Raw genomic sequence first — 20297 nt, forward strand, 5'->3', positions numbered from 1 at the left:
GAGCTACACATCCAGCCCCAGCGGGTTCAGGGGGAAGAAGCGGTTCACCAGCCGCAGTCCTTGTTCCCCCAGCCGTTGTGCGTAGCGCTCGCGGCTGAAAGGCTCGCCACTGCGCAGGTCGAACAAGCGGTGCCAGAGTTTGGGCTGGGGGATTTGGGTCAGTTCAACCTTGATGAAACGGTAGCCGGCACCGGCCACCTCCTGAACACTGTCGACCATGAAATAACCACCCGGCATGAACAGCGACTCGACTTCACGCTGCTCATTGGAAAACGGCGCGATCGGGGTGGCGCCCTGGTAATACCTGGCCGGCAACTCAAACACCACGGCCGAGTCGTCGAAGGTCAATGTCGACTCGGCGCCACGAGCAGCGAAATCGGCCGAGTGCTCACCCGCCTGGCTGCTGCAGAACACCCGCGCCATGTATGGATTCTCACTGAACGAGGTGAAGTCGGTGTTGACCAGCACATCGCCCGACCTGATTTTCCCGCTGCGAAAGAAACTGCCCGAGGTACCACGCCCTGCGCTGCCACCGCGGTATAGCGTGACACTGTTGTCCAGCCCGAGGGTCTGCAGGTCATCAGCCAGCTCTTCAATGAGGTCAACCTGGCTGACGCCTTGAGACACACCACTGCGCAGGTAAGTATTGAACGCAGCATCCCTGACCGAATACAGCTGGATACGGCCACCGACATACTCACCGCCGGCCTTCCTGAACACGTGATGGGTGTTGCCCCAGGTGTCGATATAAAGTTCATTGTTCTCGGCATCCAGCATCACCTGATCGGCAGGCTGCAACTCTGGCAAGTCGATGACGATTTGCTGTCGTACCAGACCGGCCTGTGACAGACGCTCCTCCTCTGCCAGATTGAACCGCATGAAGGTGTCCCAAAAGTCCGAATGCATCGTCAGTAATGTGCCGTGTGACACTTCATTGCTCAGTTGGCTCTCGGCCTCTCCGGCCAATGAAGGCTGCACGGGGTCTTGCCACTCCCATTCGGCATCGGCATTGAGACGTACAGCCCTTTGGGCATCCGGGGCTGCCGCGTCATAAATAACCCAGGCCTGTGCATCGTCACTGAACTGTACCCGCTGCGGCATCTCATCGAGGCTGATCCAGGTTTCACCATTGATCAGCATCTGCACGCCACGCATGCGCCCCGTCGCAGGCATGGCGTCACCGACGCTGCGCAGTACACCGAGGCGCAACTGCCCCACCAGTGTGCTCAGGTTGAACACGATAAAAATCGCATTGAGCACCGCGCCAACCACCCCGGCCTTGCGCTGGCGCGGGTCGCGGGCATGCCGGGCCTGATCGATATTCAACGTCATGGCGGCCGTGCCGGCCCCCACCAGACTCAGGGTGATCGGCCAGCCGAGCGGCGCCAAAGAGCCTAATACATTGATGAACGCATTCAGATAACCGAGCCAGATTCGCTTGCGCAAGCTGGCATTCGAGTTCAGCAGGGTTTGTGCATCCGCCTCCATCTGTTGCCTGGCTACACCGCGCAGGTGCACGAAAACATCGCCGCTGATGGTCCGCTCGTGATGGTTGATCAGGGTCTGCCCCGCCACCCAGGGACTGTCGACGATCTGCTGCACCTGATCGTCGAAGAACCCTTCGTGCAGCTGTCGACTGGCCGTGGAGCGCAGAAACAAAGCCTTGAAGGTGGACTTTGCCCCTTCATTGCGCAGACGCTCCTGCACCCAGGTATACAGTGCCTGCTCGGAGGCAAAGACATGGAAAGCGCGTTTTTCGTCCGGCAGGTAAAGGTATTGCTCACCCTGGGCGGTGACCAGACGCACACTCTGCGAACACTCATAACCGCCGATATCGAAAGTGCGCAGCATGATCCCCGGCGTTGAGGAGACCGGGGTGTTGAGTGTGTCATAGGTCATGACCGGCGCCAGCGCGCCCACTGCGACCCGGCTCAGGGTCTGGAACTGCGCGCCGGTCAGGTGGCCGCCGCGCAGTTGCAGGCTGGCCGCTGCCAGAAATCCGGCTCGCGCCAGGGTGCAGAAGTGCTCGCTGTGCAGGGCCCAGAAGCGGCCCACTCTGGTGGTGAACAGATTACTGAAATCCAGCGCCCAGAAATCGTCGAGTATCGGCTGGGGCAGCAGGCGGATTTCGTTATGTTCATTGAAGTACCCGGCGTTGGGGCCGGCGCTGTAAAAGCCGCCATACACCTGCAATTCATCCGGGGCGCTCTGTGCGTGCAGGTTAAAGCGCTGAATCATCAGCTCGACGAAGGTCATCGATTCCTGCGGCACGCCACTGTGCTCCCAGCCGGTATAGCTACGCGGGCTGCTGACGGCATCCGCAAAGCGGTGCCACCAGACCCGGTCCGGGTTCAACCAGGTGCCGGTATGTTTGAACAACAGCTTGCGTGCTTCGGCATACGCCAGCCCATAAAGATCCGGGTAGTCCTCGACGAACTGCCGGGCAATGCTTTTAAGCCTGAGGTCACCGGTGACATAGCGGTGCGCCGCACCGATGCGGCTGTAGTCCGGTTTTAATTTGTGCATCACGTACTGCTCCTTTAAAGAAGCGGTGTACGTGAGCAGATCCACACACGCCCAGGTGCTAATTAATTAACGACAGGCACAGGAAAAAACCGCTCCACCAACCTTTGGCCGACAACGCCCAGGCGCGCCGCATAACCTGCGCGTGTGAATAACTGGCCCGTACGCATCTCATAAAACTGACTGCCTGCCTGAGAGACCGGCACTTCCCTGAGCTGGACCTTGATGAATTTGTAGTGATTGCCCACCACTTCCTGAATGTTCTGCACCTTGAAATAATGCCCGGGGATAAACAGCGACTCAGCCTCTTCATCCTCTTGAGAGAACGGTGCGATGGGTGTGGCATTGAGGTACTCCCCGGCCGGTAGTTCGAAGACGATAGAGGTGTCATCGAAGCGGATCGCTCTATCGAAGCCATAGGACGGCGCGCCCGCCTGGCTGCTGGCGAACGAACGGGTGACATAGGGGTTTTCACTGAACGAGGTGAAATCGGTATTGACCAACACATCGCCGGCCTTGATCTGGCCGCTGCGAAAGGTCAGGCCTGAAGTGCCACGAGCGCTGCTGCCGCCGCGGTACAACGTGACCTGGTTGTTGTAGCCGATCACGCTCAAGTCATCGGCCAGCTCTTCGATGATGTGGGCCTGGTTAGCGACCCGGGCAAACCCTGTGCGCAGGAATCCGTTGAAGTCTTCTTCATGCTCGGTGTAATGGTTGACACGTCCACCGACGTAGCGGCCCTGCGGGGTCTTGAAGACCCGGTACTGATTACCCGAGGCATCGAGCACCAGCAGGTCTTCCAGCTCGACCTCATCGGTGTCACTCACCTCATGCACGTTGATCACCGCCTTTTGCCGCGCCAGGGCCAGGTCGGACAAGCGTTCTTCTTCGGTGAAGTTCAAGCGCATGTAGGTATCCCAGAACGACGACTGTACTGTCGGATAAGGCGCCACATTCGCCTCGCTGGCAACTGCCGCCTGCATCGGGCTGCCACCGCTGAGGCGTAACACCGGTTGCAACTCCCACTGGCCCTCGGCATTCAAACGCACGGCCGTCGAACCATCGAAGGCGAACGGGTTGAGCGGATCGACCACCAGCCAGGACTTGAGTGCCGAGCTGTAGCGCACCCGGCGCGGACTTTCACCAAGCATGATCCAGGTATCGCCATTGGTGCTGCGCTCGACGCCCTGCATCAGGCCTTCGCCGGTGGTCAACGGACCATGATCGAGTTGTTGCAGCGCAATCCATTCCTGGCTTTCGGCATCCGGCCCGGCCCCGGCCAGGCCTGGCGAGTCGGGCACGGCCCAGAGGGTTGCGCGCAAGGCCGGCACAGCGTCGGCCAGCAATGGCAGGTTGAACAGCACGAAGATCGAATTAAGGATGGCACCGATCACCCCGGCCTTGCGTTGCCGCGAGCCGCTGGCGTTTACGGCCTGATCGATATTCAGGCCGACATTGGCAATTCCCGCCCCGACCATCACCAGTGCCAGCGGCCAGGTGAACATCGCCGTCGGGCCAAAGATCCTTAGAAAAGCATTGAAATAGCCGATCCACATCTGCTTGCGAAGACTGGCGTTAGACGCCAGCTCATGAGCGAGGGCTTGCATTTCCTGCCTGGCAAGACTACGCAAATGCTCGAACACATCACCGACAATGACCTGATCCTTCTGATTGAACAACGGCAAGGTCGCGGTATCGATGTGGTTGCGGTCGGCACCGAATGCCTGGTCGCGAATCCGGTCAAGCGCTGCGGCCAATGCCACACCGTGTTCCTCACGAGCCTGCGGCGAGCGCAGGAACAACGCCTCGAAGCCTTTGCGCGACGCCTCATCAGCCAGTTGCCGACGCACCCAGCCATACAGCTCCCGCTCGCTTTCACAGACATGAAATGCCGGCGTCATGCCGGGCACATAGAGCGTTTGCCGACCATTGGCCTCGACCAGACGCATGATCTGACCGGACTCGATGCCTGCGACATCGAAACTGCGTACGCTGATCGCGTGTAACCCTGTGTGTGCCTCGGGGTACAGCTCATTATCGTTTTGCGACCGCGTATCAGGGATCGCAACCCGAACAAGCCTGTGCAAATCAGCCTGCGATAAATCGCCATCACGCGCTGCCAGCCCCGCGAGCGCCAGAAAACGGGCCCTGGCCAGTTCGCAGAAGGTCTCTGCGTGGACACGCCAGAAGGCGTCGACGCGCTGCTGGAACAGGCTGGAAAAATTCAGTGCCCAGAATTTTTCCAGGACAGTCCGGGGCAGGACGGCAACTTCGTTGCGCTCGTCAAAAGTGCCGTGCTGCGGGCCATCGGTATAAAAACCGCCATACAACTGCAAGTCGTCGGTGTCCTCCTGATCGTGGGCGTTGAAACGACGCATCATCAATTCGACCAGGGTCATCGACTCCACCGGCGTGCCGGCGTGCTGCCAGCCGGTGAAGGTCCGCGGGCTGCTCATCGAGGTGCTGAAGCGATGCCACCAGACCGTATCGGGGTTGAGCGACTTGCCGGTCAGTTCGTACAGCAACTTGCGAGCGGCGGCCCACGCCATGGTGTAGGCATCGGGGTAGTCCTGCATGAAGCGCAGCGCTTGTTGCTTGAGGCGGGCCTCTTCAGAGACATAACCCTTGCGGGCCGAGGCTGGCGGGATAAACGTGGACAGTGACCACATGGTCTTGCTCCTTGAGTGAAAGAGCCACGCACGTGATCAGATTGGCAAGCCTGTACTGCGTTAACTATTTAGGCGCACGGTACAAACATACAGCCTGTTTGCTGCTTGATAGACAGACAAGCCTTTGACAGCCAGCCAATTCAACAGGTTAAATCCCTTGGCACGCGCGGTGCATGGTCAAATGCCAGCACCGACGCTTCTCAATTTGCCTGACCCTGGAGTACCGCCCTTGGATGCCACCACCATCAACAACCTGTTCCTGATCGGCGCGGTGTTGGTCGGGGCGAGTATCCTGGTCAGCTCGCTGTCCTCGCGCCTGGGCATCCCGATTCTGGTGATTATCCTGGCAGTCGGCATGGTCGCCGGCGTCGACGGTGGCGGCATCATCTTCAATGATTACGCCGCCGCCTACCTGATCGGCAACCTGGCCCTGGCGGTGATTTTGCTCGACGGCGGCTTGCGCACCCGGGTCAGCAGCTTCCGGGTGGCGCTATGGCCGGCGCTGTCGCTGGCCACCGTCGGTGTGCTGATCACCACCGTGCTGACCGGCATGGTTGCCGCCTGGCTGTTCAACCTGACCCTGATGCAAGGCCTGCTGATCGGCGCCATCGTCGGCTCCACCGATGCGGCGGCGGTGTTCTCGCTGCTGGGCGGCAAGGGCCTGAACGAGCGGGTCACCGCCAGCCTGGAAATCGAATCGGGCAGCAACGACCCCATGGCGGTGTTTCTCACCGTGACCCTGATCGGCATGCTTGCCAGCGGCCAGACCGGCCTGCACTGGGGCCTGCTCGGTCACCTGATTCAGGAATTCGGCATCGGCGGGCTGATGGGCCTGGGCGGCGGCTGGCTGATGCTGCAACTGGTCAACCGCATCAACCTGGCTGCGGGCCTGTACCCGATTCTGGTCATTGCCGGCGGGCTTGCGATCTTTGCCCTGACCAACGCCATCCATGGCAGCGGCTTTCTGGCCATCTATCTGTTCGGTCTGGTACTGGGTAACCGGCCGATCCGCAGCCGCCACGGCATTTTGCACATGCTCGACGGCATGGCCTGGCTGGCGCAGATCGGCATGTTCCTGGTGCTGGGCCTGCTGGTCACCCCGCACGACCTGCTGCCGATCGCGATACCGGCGCTGGGTCTGGCGCTGTGGATGATTCTGGTCGCGCGACCGCTGTCGGTGCTGGTCGGCCTGCTGCCGTTCAAAGCCTTTCATGGCCGCGAAAAAGCCTTTATCGCCTGGGTCGGCCTGCGCGGTGCGGTGCCGATCATTCTGGCGGTGTTCCCGCTGATGGCCGGGCTGCCCAACGCGCAGCTGTACTTCAACCTGGCGTTCTTTATCGTGCTGGTCTCGCTGTTGCTGCAAGGCACCAGCCTGCCGTGGATGGCCAAACTGCTGAAGGTCACCGTGCCGCCAGACCCGGCGCCGGTGTCGCGTTCGGCGCTGGAAGTACACATCACCAGCGAGTGGGAGTTGTTCGTCTATCGCCTGGGCGCCGAAAAATGGTGCATCGGTGCCGCCCTGCGCGAACTGAAAATGCCCGAAGGTACCCGTATCGCTGCGTTGTTCCGTGGCAAGCAACTGTTGCACCCCTCCGGCAGTACCACGCTGGAAGTCGATGACCTGCTGTGCGTGATCGGCCACGAACATGACCTGCCAGCGCTCGGCAAGCTGTTCAGCCAGGCGCCGCAACGTGGCCAGGACCTGCGTTTCTTCGGTGATTTCGTCCTTGAAGGTGATGCGAAGCTGGGCGATGTGGCGGCGCTGTACGGCCTCAAGCTTGATGGCCTGAGCCCGGACATGCCGCTGGGCCAGTTCATCGTGCAGAAAAACCGCGGTGCGGTGATCGTCGGCGACCAGATCGAGTGGAACGGCACGCTGTGGACCGTGGCGGTGACAGAGGGGAACAAAATCCTCAAGGTCGGCGTCAAATTCCCCGAGGGCAGCCGTCCGGGACCTGCACTGTTTTTGTAGATCCCGAGTACAATCGCGGCCCTCGGGGTTTCCAGCAAACGATCGGTGTCTATGTCTTCCTTGCGTGCCTTTCTGGCGGCCGCCGTTCTCGGCCTGTGCCTTTGTACCTCAATGACGGCGCTGGCCGCCGACCCACCCAGCCGCGACAGTGTCCAGCAAAGCCTGGACAAGATCGCCGACCGCAAGCTGCCAGAGGCCGATCAGAAGGCCCTGCAACAGGTGCTCGAACAGACCCTGAGCCTGCTGTCGAACCAGGAAGACAGCCAGCAGAAGCTCACCGCCCTCAAGCAGCAACTGGACCAGGCGCCCAGGCAGGTGCTGGAAAACCAGCGCGAGCTGGAGCGCCTGAAAGCCAGCCCGGTAATCCCGGTGGCCCAGCGCTACGCCAAAATGGACGTGCCGCAGCTCGAGCAACTGCTCAGCGAGCGCAGCACCCAGCAAAGTGATCTGCAAAAGGCCCTGAACGACGCCAACAGCCTGATCCTCACCGCCCAGACCCGTCCGGAGCGGGCGCAGACCGAGATCAGCAACAACCAGACCCGCACCCAGCAGATCAATACGATCCTCAAGGCCGGCAAGGAAGGCGGCAAGACCCTCAGCGCCGATCAGCGCAACCTGTACAACGCCGAACTCGCGTCGCTCAACGCCATCAGCCTGCTGCGCCGCCAGGAACTGGCCGGCAACAGCCAGTTGCAGGACCTGGGCAACAGCCAGTACGACCTGCTGAACGAAAAGGTCCAGCGTCAGGATCAGGAAATCCAGGACCTGCAAACCCTGATCAACGACAAGCGCCGCACCCAGTCGCAAAAGACCGTCGAAGACCTTGCCCTGGAAGCCCAGAAATCCGGCGGCAGCAGCCTGCTGGCCACCGAAAGCGCGGGCAACCTCAAGCTGTCCGACTATTTGCTGCGCGGCACCGACCGGCTCAACGAACTGACCCAGAGCAACCTCAAGACCAAGCAGCAACTCGATAACCTGACCCAGACCGATCAGGCGCTCGACGAGCAGATCAATGTGTTGAGCGGCAGCCTGTTGCTGTCGAAGATTCTCTACAAACAAAAACAGTCGCTGCCGCACTTGCAGCTGGACCGTAACCTGGCCGACGAAATCGCCGACATCCGCCTCTACCAGTTCGAGCTCAACCAGCAACGCGAGCAGATGGGCACGCCACTGGCGTATGTCGACAGGTTGCTGGCCGCCGAGCCTGCCGAAGAAGTCACCCCGGCGCTGCGCCGCACGCTGATGGACCTGGCGGTCACCCGCAGCGACCTGCACGAGCGCCTTAACCGCTTGCTGGCGGCGATGCTCAATGAATCGATCACCCTGCAACTGAATCAGAAACAGCTGATCAGCACCGCCATCAGCCTGCGCGCGACCCTTGACGAGCAGATGTTCTGGATCCCCAGCAACAAGCCGCTGGACCTGGAATGGTTTCAGGGCATTGGCCCACGCCTGCAAAAGCAGGTCGCCACCCTGCCCTGGGCCTCCAGTCTGAGCGAACTGTCCGAAGGGCTGACCCAGCGGCCGCTGCTGTTCTTACCGCTGCTGTTGCTGATCGGCGTGCTGACCTGGCGACGCAAGGCGCTGTACGCCAAGCTCACGCAGTTGCATGCCGATATCGGCCACTTCCGCCGCGATAACCAGTGGAAGACGCCGCTGGCCCTGTTGATCAATATTCTCCTGGCCATGCCCGTGGCGCTGGCATTGGCCTTGTGCGGCTATGCCTTGCAGATCGATGCGCGTGGCCAGAACGCCAACCTGGGCCTGGCCTTGCAGGAAGTCGGCCTGACCTGGCTGATGTTCTACACCGCCTACCGGGTACTGGCGCCAGACGGCGTCGCGCAATTGCATTTCCGCTGGGAGCCGGTGCAGGTCGAATTCCTGCGCGGCTGGATTCGCCGCCTGGGGCTTGTGGTCCTGGCGCTGGTGGCGGTGGTTGCCGTGGCCGAGCATCAACCGGCGGCGCTGGCCGACGACGTGTTGGGCATCGGCGTAGTGCTCAGTTGCTATGCGCTGATGACCCTGCTGCTGGGCCGGCTGTTGCTGGCCAGCCCCACGCATCACAACGCCTCGCTGTTTCGCAAGACACTGGGGCTGGCCTTCACCGTACTGCCGGCCGCGCTGTTCGTGGCGGTGTGCTTCGGCTACTACTACACCGCACTGAAACTCACCGACCGGCTGATCGACACGCTGTACCTGCTGTTGCTGTGGCTGGTGGTCGAAGCGACGTTCATTCGCGGCCTCAACGTCGCCGCCCGGCGCCTGGCCTACCAGCGCGCCCTGGCCAAACGCCAGGCGGCGCGGGACGCCGGTGACAGCGATGCACCCATCGAAGAGCCCAAGCTGGACATCGAACAGGTCAACCAGCAGTCGCTGCGCCTGATTCGCCTGGCCTTGCTGGCCCTGTTCGTCGGCGCGATGTACTGGGTCTGGGCCGACCTGATCACCGTATTCTCCTATCTGGATAACGTCACCCTGTACGAATACACCAGCGGCACCGGCGCCAACATGAGCATGGTGCCGATCAGCCTGGGCGACCTGCTCGGCGCGCTGGTCATCGTGGTCATCACCTTCGTGCTGGCGCGCAACCTGCCCGGCTTGCTCGAAGTATTCGTGCTGTCGCGCCTGAGCCTGGCGCAAGGCAGCGCCTACGCCACCACCACGCTGCTGTCCTACACCATCGCCGGCGTCGGCTTTGTCACCACCCTGTCGACCCTCGGGGTCAGCTGGGACAAGCTGCAATGGCTGGTCGCAGCACTGTCGGTGGGCCTGGGTTTCGGCATGCAGGAAATCTTCGCCAACTTCATTTCCGGGATCATGATCCTGTTCGAGCGCCCGGTGCGCATCGGCGACACGATCACCATCGGCAACCTGTCGGGCACGGTCAGCAAGATCCGCATCCGTGCCACGACCATCACCGATTTTGACCGCAAGGACATCATTGTCCCGAACAAGACCTTTATTACCGGCCAGCTCATCAACTGGTCGCTGACCGACACCGTGACCCGCGTGACCCTCAAGGTCGGCGTCGACTACGGTTCGGACCTCGACCTGGTACGCGCGCTGCTGCTGCAAGCGGCCCGCGAAAACCCGCGGGTGCTCAAGGAGCCGGAGCCGATCGTGTACTTCCTGAACTTCGGCGAAAGCACCCTGGACCACGAGCTGCGCATGCACGTACGCGATCTGGGCGACCGCAACCCGGTGCTCGACGAAATCAACCGGTTCATCAACCGCGAGTTCAAGAAGCAGAAGATCAACATCTCGTTCCGGCAGATGGAGGTCTACCTGAAGAACACCCACGGCGGCGAACTCAAGCTGGTGCCCATCGAGCCGGCACCGACCCATGTCGGCATCGACAAATCCCCGGAGCCGCCCGAGGTAAAACTGGACTAACGATCACGTTGTACCGCTCGTAGGAGCTGCTTTAGCAGCGAAGTGCATCACCGCAAATTCGCGGCGTCCGCTTCCCGACTAAAGTCGGTCCTACGGTCCTGCGCCTCACAACCTGAAGGTCTCGACGATCGCGCGCAGCCTTTCGGCTTCGATGTCCAGTTGTGCGCACGCCTGCAGCGTGGCGGCCAGGTTGTCGGTGCTGTGCTCGTTCAGCCGGCTGATTTCATGCACGTCGCGGTTGAGTTGTTCCACCGCCGTCGATTGCTCTTCGGTCGCCGCCGCCACGGTCAGGTTGACGTCATCGATCTGGCCGATGCGCGACACCACGGCCTGCAAACTGGCGCCGGCCTCGGTGGCCACCGCCACGCTGCGGCTGCCCATTTCATGGCTGACCAGCATGGTCTGCGCCGCCTGGGTGGCGCCTTGCTGCAGTGCCTCGATGACCACGCGGATCTCTTCGGTAGCCTCCTGGGTGTGATGGGCCAGGCTTCTGACTTCATCGGCGACCACCGCAAAACCGCGCCCCGCATCGCCGGCCCGCGCCGCCTCGATGGCGGCGTTCAGGGCCAGCAGGTTGGTCTTGGCCGACACGGCCGAAATCACCTCCAGCACCTTGCCGATGTTCGAACTGCGGGCATTGAGGTCTTCGATCTGCGCCCGCGTGGTTTCGATATTGCCTTGCAGGCTGCGCATCGTGCTCACGGTGTCTTCGACCAGCGCGCAGCTCGAACTCACCTGCGTGCGCGCCTCGGACGCCTCTCGGGACGCTGACGACGCGCTGCCGGCGATGTTCTGCGCCGTCGCCCCCAACTCTTCGATGGCCGCAGCGATGCTGGTGGTGTAACCCGCCTGGCTGCGAGCCTTTTCAACCGACGAATTGGACGCACCAAGCACGCTACGGGTCGCCTGCGCCAAGGTCTGGGTGGTCGATGACACCTCGCTGATCGAGGCATGCAAGCGATCCACGAAGCGATTGAAACCTTGGGCCAGCAACCCGAACTCGTCCTGCGAGGCAATCGTCAGCCGCCGGGTCAGGTCGCCCTCGCCCTGGGCGATGTCCTGCATGGCCTGGCTGATCTGGCGCAGCGGCTTCATCAACAGACGCAACGCCAGCCCCAACAGCAACAAGGTAACCAGCACCGCAATGACCGTAGCGATGATCGCCGACTGGCGGAACCCGGCCAGGCTGGCCAGCACCACCGGTTTGTCGAGCGCGATGCCGATGTACCAGTTCTGCGAGGGCAGGCCCTTGATGGGCATGAACAGGGTCAGCTTGTCGCCATCGGCGGTCGTGGCCTCGCTCAGGCGATCGGCCAGCGCCGGTGCCTGGCCCATGAACAGGTCCGCCAGGGTCTTGCCGATCATGGCCTTGTCCGGGTGGACCAGAATCTTGCCCTCCTTGCTCACCAGAAACGCATAACCGCGGCCCTCGAATGCCTGGGCATTAAGGGTCCTGGCGATGGTCTCGATGCTCAGGTTGACGCCCAGCACGCCCAGAGTCTGCGCCCCGGAACGAATCGGCACGGCCTGGCTGATGACCCGGTAATCGATACCCACGCCCACATACGGCTCGGTCATCACCGCGCCCGTCTCGATGGCGTCCTTGTACCAGGGCCGCTGGCGGCTGTCGTAGTCGGCCGGCATCTGCCGGGGCGGCTCGATAAGAAAGGCACCCTCGCGGGTGCCCACATAACTGGCGACGAAAGTGTCTTGCAGCACCGGCGTGCGCAGCGTCGCAAGCATACGTGCCGGGTCTGGATCACGGCCGATCAGCTCGGCCATGCCCTTGACCAGCAACAGCCGGCCATCGAGCCAGCTCTGGATATCGTGGGCCATGGCTCCTGCCAGGTTGCGCGTGCTGTGTTCGAGGCGTTGCAAGGTGTCGTGGCGCAAGCGCACATCGTTGACGGCGCAAAACACACCGAACACCAGCATGATCACCAGTGAGGCACTCAGTAATATCTTCTGGTTGAACCCGAGAGGTTTCATCCGGCTTCCTCGTATTTGATCGTTGCGGGGGCCGTACGGCCGGGCGACGCCCGGCCGGCTGCGGTTACCAGAGCGCCAGGGTGTAGCTCAGGATCAGGCGGGTCTCGTCCAGGTCATTGCCGAACGTGGAGCGCACGGTGGCATTGCGCACCTTGAGGCCGACGTTCTTCAGCGCGCCGCTTTGCACCACATAACCGATGTCGGTGTTGCGCTCCCATTCCTTGCCGCTGTTGCTGCCTGCGACCAGCACGTTGTCACCGCTGACATAGCGGGTCATGAAAGTCAGGCCAGGCACACCCAAGGCGGCAAAGTTGTAGTCATAACGCACTTGCCACGAACGCTCTTCGATATTGGCAAAGTCGTTGATCTGCACAAAGTTGACCAGGTACGGGTCGCTGTTGGCGATATAAGGAAACGGGTCATCGCCGCTCATGCGCTGGTACGCGGCGGTGAAGACATTGCCGCCCAGCGTGTACGCCACCAGACCGTTGGCCGCACGGTTATCCAGATTGCGGAAACTACCGTCTTCGGTACTTTTCGAATAACGCAGGTCAAACTTCAGCGATTGTTTATCGGCGAGCGGAATTTCATACACGACACCGCCGTGGTATTGACGATACACATCTTCAAGGTTGCCGTAATAGGCACTGACACTCAGCGCTTTGTTAAAGGCGTACGTACCGCCACCAAACAGGAATTCATCACTGACGCCGCCAATCCGGTTACCGGTAAAGTCCTGATAGTTCGAAGAGCTGTTGAACTTGATTTGCGTCAGCTTGCCGCCTTGCAGCGTCAACTTGTCGATGTCTTTGGAACTGAGCATGGCGCCTTCGAAGGTCGCCGGCAGCAGGCGTGTGTCATTGCTCGACACCACCGGGGTGCGAAATGCCAGCGAGCCGACCTTGAGCACGGTTTCAGAGATTTTCGCCTTGGCGGTCAGGCCCAGCTTGGCGTATTCGTCCTGCGAGCCACGGCCATTGCGCGAACTCAGGTCCGCTGGTAGCAGGCCGGTGCCGCCGGAGCCATCGCCCCCGTCGAGTTTGACGCCGACCATGCCCAGCGCATCGAGGCCCAGGCCCAGAGTGCCGGCGGTGTAACCCGACTCGAACTTTAACAATGCGCCTTGCGCCCATTCAGCAGCATGGTCGCGCTGCGCGGTGGGTGGGCCATTGCGGAAGTCGCGATTGAAATAGAAGTTACGCAACTCCACGCCGGCTTTGCTATCGGCAATAAAGTCCGCCGAGGCATCGACTGAAAATAAGGAAACACACGCGCACGCGACTGCAACAGTCTTATTCATCGACATTCAAGTTACTCCTGATAAGGGCAGATCTAATCGATACAGTTTTTAGTTATTGGCAGGCAGCCGGCGACCGTCGGGGTATTAACCCGACAGCACGCTGGTAGTAAAAAAGTGAACGCTGATTAACTAACTTCAATACGCCCGATCGTGACCTTGGCGTCAAGGTAACGACCTGGTTTTTCCTTGATACTCAATTGCCCGGCACAGGGCGCCAGAACCGACGTTTCCATCTTCATCGACTCCATGACGGCGATCACTTGCCCGGCCTCGACCGTTGCGCCATCTTCGACGACCCAGGCATGCAGGTTGCCGGCGACCGGCGTGGCCACGGCCTGTGGATCGACGGCTTCAGCCACTGCCACGCTGTCGCCGGCAGGGCTGGCCTGGTTCAGGCTCAGGCCACGCAACAACGCAGCCGGCAAGCCCAGATCGTGGCGTTTGCCGTCGATCTCGATGAAGGTGCGTAGCACTTCAGGGTCCGCCGCCGTGCTGATGCGCGGTGCGATAGTGACCTTCTCGGCAAAGTCGGTCTCGATCCAGCGGGTGTGCACGGCAAAGGTGTCGGGCGCGGTGAAATCGTCATGGTCCATGACCGCCTGATGAAACGGCAGCACGGTGGCCACGCCTTGTACCTCGAACTCGGCCAGGGCGCGGCGGGCGCGGCTGATCGCTTGTTCGCGGGTGGCGCCGGTGACAATCAGTTTGGCGATCATCGAGTCGAAGTTGGGCGACACACGCGAGCCTTCGACCACGCCGGTGTCCAGACGCACGCCGGGACCGGATGGTGCGCGGAACTGTTCGATCAGGCCCGGCGTCGGCAGAAAGCCGTTGCCGGCGTCTTCGGCGTTGATGCGGAACTCGAAGCTGTGACCGCGTGGCACCGGGGTGTCCTGGAACGACAGCGGCAGGCCTTCGGCAACCCGCAGTTGCTCGATCACCAGATCGATGCCGCTGGTTTCTTCGGTGACCGGGTGCTCGACCTGCAAGCGCGTGTTCACTTCAAGGAACGACAGGGTGCCGTCGCCGCTGAGCAAGAACTCCACGGTGCCGGCGCCGACATAGCCGGCCTCGGCGCAGATGGCGCGGGCCGATTCGTGAATGCGCTGGCGCAGGGCGTCGTCCAGGAACGGCGCAGGCGCTTCTTCGATCAGCTTCTGGTTGCGGCGCTGCAACGAGCAGTCGCGGGTGCCGACCACGACCACGCGGCCATGCCGGTCGGCGATGATCTGCGCCTCGATGTGCCGTGGACGGTGCAGGAAGCGCTCCAGGAAGCACTCACCGCGGCCGAAAGCGGCGACGGCTTCACGCACTGCCGACTCGTACAGTTCGGTGATTTCTTCCATCTGCCAGACCACTTTCAGGCCGCGACCGCCGCCACCGAATGCCGCCTTGATGGCAATCGGCAGGCCGTGCTGCTCGGCAAAGGCGATCACCTCGCTGGCGTCCTGAACCGGGTTGGCGGTGCCGGCGACCAGTGGCGCGCCGACCTTCAGTGCGATGTGCCGGGCCTGGACCTTGTCGCCCAAGGCATCGATGGTGCTCGGGTCCGGGCCGATCCAGGTCAGGCCGGCAGCGATCACGGCGCGGGCAAAATCGGCGCGCTCCGACAGAAAGCCATAACCCGGGTGCACCGCATCGGCGCCGGCACGGGCCGCCACAGCCAGTAGTTTTTCGATGTTCAGGTAAGTGTCGCTGGAGCGCTCGCCGTCCAGGCCCCAGGCTTCGTCGGCCAGGCGTACGTGCAGAGCGTCGATATCGCCATCGGCATACACCGCTACCGACTTCACGCCGTAGTCGCGGCAGGCCCGCGCGATACGCACAGCGATTTCACCACGGTTGGCAATCAGAACCTTTTTCATTATTTGTCGATCTCGTCTGAAGAGGCTGGCAGCACCTGCTCGAAGGCACTCAGCGGATTGAAGCGAATACGCGCGTTGACCGGGATCTGCCCGGCCAGGTCCAGGTGGTACGGGGCAACCACGCCGATCACCGGGTAACCGCCGGTCAATGGGTGATCGGCCAGGAACAACACCGGCTGGCCACTGGGCGGCACCTGAATGGCGCCCACCACGGTGCCTTCGCTGGGCAGTTCGCCGTCGATGGCGCGGGTCAGCGATTGCTCGCCGGCAAGACGAATGCCGATGCGGTTCGATTGTGGCGTGACCTGCCAGGTCTGTTGCCCCAGCAGCGCCTGCGCCTCTGGCGTGAACCAGTCGCTGCGCGGGCCCATGACCACATCCAGGGTGATGACCTGATCGCGTTGCGGCATGGCAAAGGCCGGTTGTTCATCGATCGACACCGCCAGGCCACCCGGCGCCGGTTGCAGGGCCAGACGGTCGCCCGCCGCCAGTGGCGCGGGGCCGACCTGAGCCAGGGTGTCGGTGGACAGGCTGCCCAGCACCGGCGTTACGGCAAAGCCGCCGCGAATGGCCAGATAGCTGCGCAGACCAGCCGTCGGTGCACCGAGGGTCAACTGATCGCCGTCCTGCAAAACGAACGGTGCATACAGTGCAGGACGCAGAATCTGGCCTGCCGCAGTACGCACTTCGACCGGCACGTCGGCACCCGTAATGGCGGCCACGGTCTGCGCATGGCAGGTCACGCTCAGGCCGCCCATCAGCACTTCCAGGCAAGCGGTTGCCGGGGCGTTGCCGACCGCACGGTTGGCGGCGCGCAGTGCGCCACGATCCATCGCCCCGGAGGCCGACACGCCCTCGCCCGCACGGCCTGGCCGCCCAAGGTCTTGCAACAGGGTTTGCAGGCCCGGCGAAACCACTTCCAGATAATCTGCCGTCACCTCGGACACCGGCTGACGGCGCGGTGCAGCCACGGTCAGGCCAGCGGCCGGCAGCGGCCCGGCATCGCAAAAGCGCACGCGGTAACCGGGCTGGAACAAGGCCGGCTCGTCACGCTCCAGGTCCCACATTTTCAGCGGCGTGATGCCGATGATCTGCCAGCCGCCGGGGCTGGCCTGTGGATAAACCCCACTGAAGCCGCCCGCCAGCGCCACGGCACCGGCCGGAATGCGCGTGCGCGGGGTGCTGCGCCGTGGCACCACAAAGCCTGCGCCGCCGCTCAGGTAAGCAAAGCCCGGTGCAAAACCGCAGAAGGCCACGTCATAGTCGCTACCGGTGTGGCGCTTGATGACTTCGTCGACGCTGATGCCCAGCTCGCGGGCAACATCGTCGAGGTCTTCGCCGTTGTAGTGCACCGGGATTTCGATCAGCTTGCCCGCCTGACGCACCTTGCCCGTCAGGTCGCGCGCAACGATCTGTGCAGCCAGGACCTCACGGCTGACGGCGCCTGGACGAAAACTGACCAGCAAGGTCCGCGCCGCCGGCACGATCTCTTGCACGCCGCTAATCGGCGTTTGCTGCAATGAGTCGAACAGGGCAAGTGTCTCGTCCAGGTTCGCCAATTCAACCAGGAGGGCATCCAGGCTGACGGGGTAGAAACGCATGATCCTTGTTCTCCTATAGGGGCTGGGTAAAGGCATGAATCTTCACGCCAGCCGCGTGCAGGCCGTCTTTAAGGCTGCGGGCGATGGTGACGGCACCGGGGCTGTCGCCATGCACGCAAATCGAGTCGGCCTGCAAGGCAATGACTTTTCCATCTATCGACTCGATCACGCCCTCGCTGACCAGGCGCAACATGCGCTGAGCAATCAGTTCGGCATCGTGCAGCACCGCACCGGGCAGCGAGCGCGACACCAGCGTGCCTGAGTGGGTGTAAGCACGGTCGGCGAACGCCTCGGCCACGCACGACAAGCCGGCTTCACGGGCCCAGCCGAGCAATGGCGAGTTGGCCAGGCACACCAGCTTGAGCGCCGGGTCCAGACGCAGCAGCGCGTCGATGACCGCGGCGGCCTGTTTCGGGTCGCCGGCAATGGTGTTGTACAGGGCACCGTGAGGTTTTACGTAACTCACCTGAGCCCCGACGCTGCGTGCCAGCCCTTGCAGGGCGCCGATCTGGTAGATCACATCGGCGGTCAACTGCTCGGCCGGAATGTCCATGTTGCGCCGGCCGAAGCCGACCAGGTCCGGGTAAGACACATGGGCACCGATGGCCACGCCACGGGCGGCCGCCGCCTTGAGGGTGCGCAGGATGCCGGCCGGGTCGCCGGCATGAAAGCCGCAGGCGACGTTGGCACTGCTGACGACTTCGAGAATCGCCGTATCGTCGCCCATGCTCCAGGCGCCGAAGCTTTCGCCCAGGTCACTGTTGAGGTCGATGGCACGCATAGTCAGGTCTCCGTTTGAATCTGTTTAAGATCAGGGCGCCCTCAGGCGGCGCCGATGAAGGCAAAGATGGCACGCGCCGATTTGAACGCCATGTACCACGACAACAGGCAGGTCAGCACGCCCAGGATCAGCAGCCAGCGCGGGTAATGGTAGCCGTCCATGAGGTCGGACCGGCGCCAGCCCACGTACATGAAGATACTCAGGCCCAGCGGCAGGATCAGGCCGTTGAAGCCACCGGCGAACACCAGCAGTGCCGCTGGCGGCTTGCCCAGAATCAGGTAGGCGATCAGGGCGATGACAATAAAGCCGACAGTGGCGAGGTTACGCGCCCGCTCGGTGATCTTTTTCGAGAACACGGTAATGAACGACATCGAGGTGTAGGACGCGCCGATCATGCTGCTGATACCGGCAGCCCACAACACCAGGCCGAACATCATCATGCCGAACTGACCGGCAGCCGCACCGAAGGCCTGACCGGCAGGGTTGGCGCCCTTGCCCGACACGTCAATGACCACACCACTGGCAACCACCCCCAGAATCGCCAGGAACAATACATAGCGGGCAATGCCGGTGACCAGAATACCGCTGAGGGCCGCCTTGGTGACGGCGTCGATGTTCTCGACCCCGACGGTGCCACGGTCGAGCAGGCGGTGGGCGCCGGCATAGGTGATGTAGCCGCCGACGGTGCCGCCGACAATGGTGGTGATAGAGGCAAAGTCGATGAAGTCAGGCCACACCGACTGACGCAGCGCCTCACCCAACGGTGGATGGGAGGCGAAGGCGGCGAACATGATCAGGGAAATCTTCAGAACCCCCAGCACGATCATGATCCGGTCCATCGCCACACCGGCACGGTGCGACGAGAAGATACCGATGGCCAGCAGCGCGCTTAGTGCACCGCCCCACATCGGGTCCAGACCGGTCAGGGCATTCAGGCCAAGACCGGCGCCGGCAATGTTACCCAGGCTGAACACCAGCCCGCCGGCGATCACCAGCACCGCCAACAGATAACCACTGCCCGGAATCGCCGCGTTGGCCAGGTCCGAGGCGCGCATGCGGGTCAGGGTGACGATGCGCCAGACGTTCAACTGCACGACAAAGTCGATAAGGATCGACGCCAGGATACCGAACGCGAACGCCGCGCCAAGGGTCGCGGTGAAGGTGGCTGTCTGGGTCAGAAAGCCTGGGCCAATGGCCGAGGTGGCCATCATGAACATCGCAGCGATCAAAGAAGATCGCCGCGCCTTTGTGAACTCACTGGTGGTCTGTGTCACGGCCGCATTCCTAACGATGAGAGGTCACTTGCCTGAGCAATGAGCATGCCAATGGCCAATTATCATCATCAAACTGTAGAAAAACAAAGGATTTATTGTTGAACAATCCAGTGTGAATAGCCTTATGATTTGCACCAAATTGTTACCCTTCAACTCAGCCATGCTACTTAATGAAGCAGGCTGGGGCCTTTGTCCTTGCTACTGATGAAGCGCTCATGGAATATCGGCGCGGCTTTTCTTATTTCTGGATCCCGTAATGAACGACGCTTCTCCTCCAGTGCCCCGAACACTTGGAGAATCCATCACCCAGGAAATGCGCAGAATGCTGGTCGAAGGCCAACTGGTGCCGGGTCAACGCCTGTCCGAAGCCGCGCTGGCCGAAAGTCTGCAGATTTCGCGTAACACCTTGAGAGAAGCGTTCCGGGTGCTGACCCAGGAAGGCCTGCTCAAGCACGAACCCAATCGCGGCGTGAGCGTCGCGGTACCCGATATGGCGTCGATCATCGATATCTACCGCGTGCGGCGCTTTATCGAATGCAAAGCCATTGGCCAGGGTTACCCGCAACATCCTGGCGTGCTGCACATGCGTGAAGCGGTCGAAGCGGGCCTGCGTGCCCGCGAGGAAAAGGACTGGATCGGCCTGGGCACGGCCAACATGCGTTTTCACCGGGGCATCGTCGAACTGGCCGACAGTTCGAGGCTGGTGACGTTTTACGAACAGATCTCCGCTGAACTGCGCCTGGCCTTCGGCCTGCTGAAAAACCCGGAATTCCTGCATTCGCCCTATGTCGATATGAATGCCGCGATTCTGCATACCCTCGAAGACGGCCGGCCAAGCGAAGCCACTGCCATGCTCGAGACCTACCTTGTGCAATCGGAACGCACCGTGCTGGCCGCCTTCGAACGCAGCCTGAACCGCTAACTGGAGGCCGC

General features: G+C 62.0%; 11 protein-coding genes. 3 read left to right on the forward strand and 8 right to left on the reverse strand.

Annotated elements, in window-relative coordinates; all coding sequences use genetic code 11:
• Positions 1-3 precede the first annotated feature (3 nt).
• Entirely contained in the window at positions 4-2526 is a 2523-nt protein-coding gene (locus ACYP2A_RS16615; RefSeq protein ID WP_459746643.1) for a dermonecrotic toxin domain-containing protein, read from the reverse strand.
• Between the two features lie 62 nt (positions 2527-2588).
• Entirely contained in the window at positions 2589-5192 is a 2604-nt protein-coding gene (locus ACYP2A_RS16620) for a dermonecrotic toxin domain-containing protein (protein ID WP_459746645.1), read from the reverse strand.
• Between the two features lie 229 nt (positions 5193-5421).
• Here ACYP2A_RS16620 and ACYP2A_RS16625 point away from each other — a divergent pair, with 229 nt between their 5' ends.
• Together ACYP2A_RS16625 and mscK are read left to right on the forward strand one after the other, a co-directional pair.
• Complete coding sequence (locus tag ACYP2A_RS16625) at positions 5422-7164, forward strand: potassium/proton antiporter (RefSeq protein WP_459746647.1); 1743 nt, start codon at positions 5422-5424, stop codon at positions 7162-7164.
• Positions 7165-7215: 51 nt separating this feature from the next.
• On the forward strand, positions 7216-10557 hold the full coding sequence (mscK, locus tag ACYP2A_RS16630; protein WP_459746648.1) for a mechanosensitive channel MscK: 3342 nt from the start codon (positions 7216-7218) through the stop codon (positions 10555-10557).
• Between the two features lie 105 nt (positions 10558-10662).
• On the opposite strand, the gene ACYP2A_RS16635 is transcribed toward mscK, so the two are convergent.
• The 6 genes from ACYP2A_RS16635 to ACYP2A_RS16660 form a co-directional block, all read right to left on the reverse strand.
• Complete coding sequence (locus tag ACYP2A_RS16635) at positions 10663-12546, reverse strand: methyl-accepting chemotaxis protein (RefSeq protein ID WP_459746649.1); 1884 nt, start codon at positions 12544-12546, stop codon at positions 10663-10665.
• A 64-nt stretch (positions 12547-12610) separates the two neighbouring features.
• Positions 12611-13852 (reverse strand): OprD family porin, encoded by a 1242-nt coding sequence (locus ACYP2A_RS16640; protein WP_459746650.1) that lies wholly within the window; start codon positions 13850-13852, stop codon positions 12611-12613.
• A 119-nt stretch (positions 13853-13971) separates the two neighbouring features.
• Positions 13972-15708: an acetyl/propionyl/methylcrotonyl-CoA carboxylase subunit alpha gene (locus ACYP2A_RS16645; RefSeq protein WP_459746651.1), complete on the reverse strand. Its 1737-nt coding sequence runs from the start codon at positions 15706-15708 to the stop codon at positions 13972-13974.
• Complete coding sequence (locus ACYP2A_RS16650) at positions 15708-17309, reverse strand: 5-oxoprolinase subunit B/C family protein (RefSeq protein WP_459746652.1); 1602 nt, start codon at positions 17307-17309, stop codon at positions 15708-15710. Before ACYP2A_RS16650 ends, ACYP2A_RS16645 begins: the two co-directional genes overlap by 1 nt.
• A gap of 13 nt (positions 17310-17322) precedes the next feature.
• Entirely contained in the window at positions 17323-18090 is a 768-nt protein-coding gene (locus tag ACYP2A_RS16655; protein WP_459746653.1) for a LamB/YcsF family protein, read from the reverse strand.
• A gap of 41 nt (positions 18091-18131) precedes the next feature.
• Positions 18132-19364, reverse strand: a complete 1233-nt coding sequence (locus ACYP2A_RS16660; protein ID WP_459746654.1) for an NRAMP family divalent metal transporter — start codon at positions 19362-19364, stop codon at positions 18132-18134.
• Positions 19365-19620: 256 nt separating this feature from the next.
• On the opposite strand from ACYP2A_RS16660, the gene ACYP2A_RS16665 reads away from it, so the two are divergent.
• The gene (locus ACYP2A_RS16665) at positions 19621-20286 is read left to right on the forward strand and encodes a GntR family transcriptional regulator (protein WP_459746655.1); all 666 of its coding nucleotides are present in this window, start codon (positions 19621-19623) and stop codon (positions 20284-20286) included.
• Positions 20287-20297: the final 11 nt, after the last annotated feature.

Source organism: Pseudomonas sp. 3A(2025) (assembly GCF_054589175.1).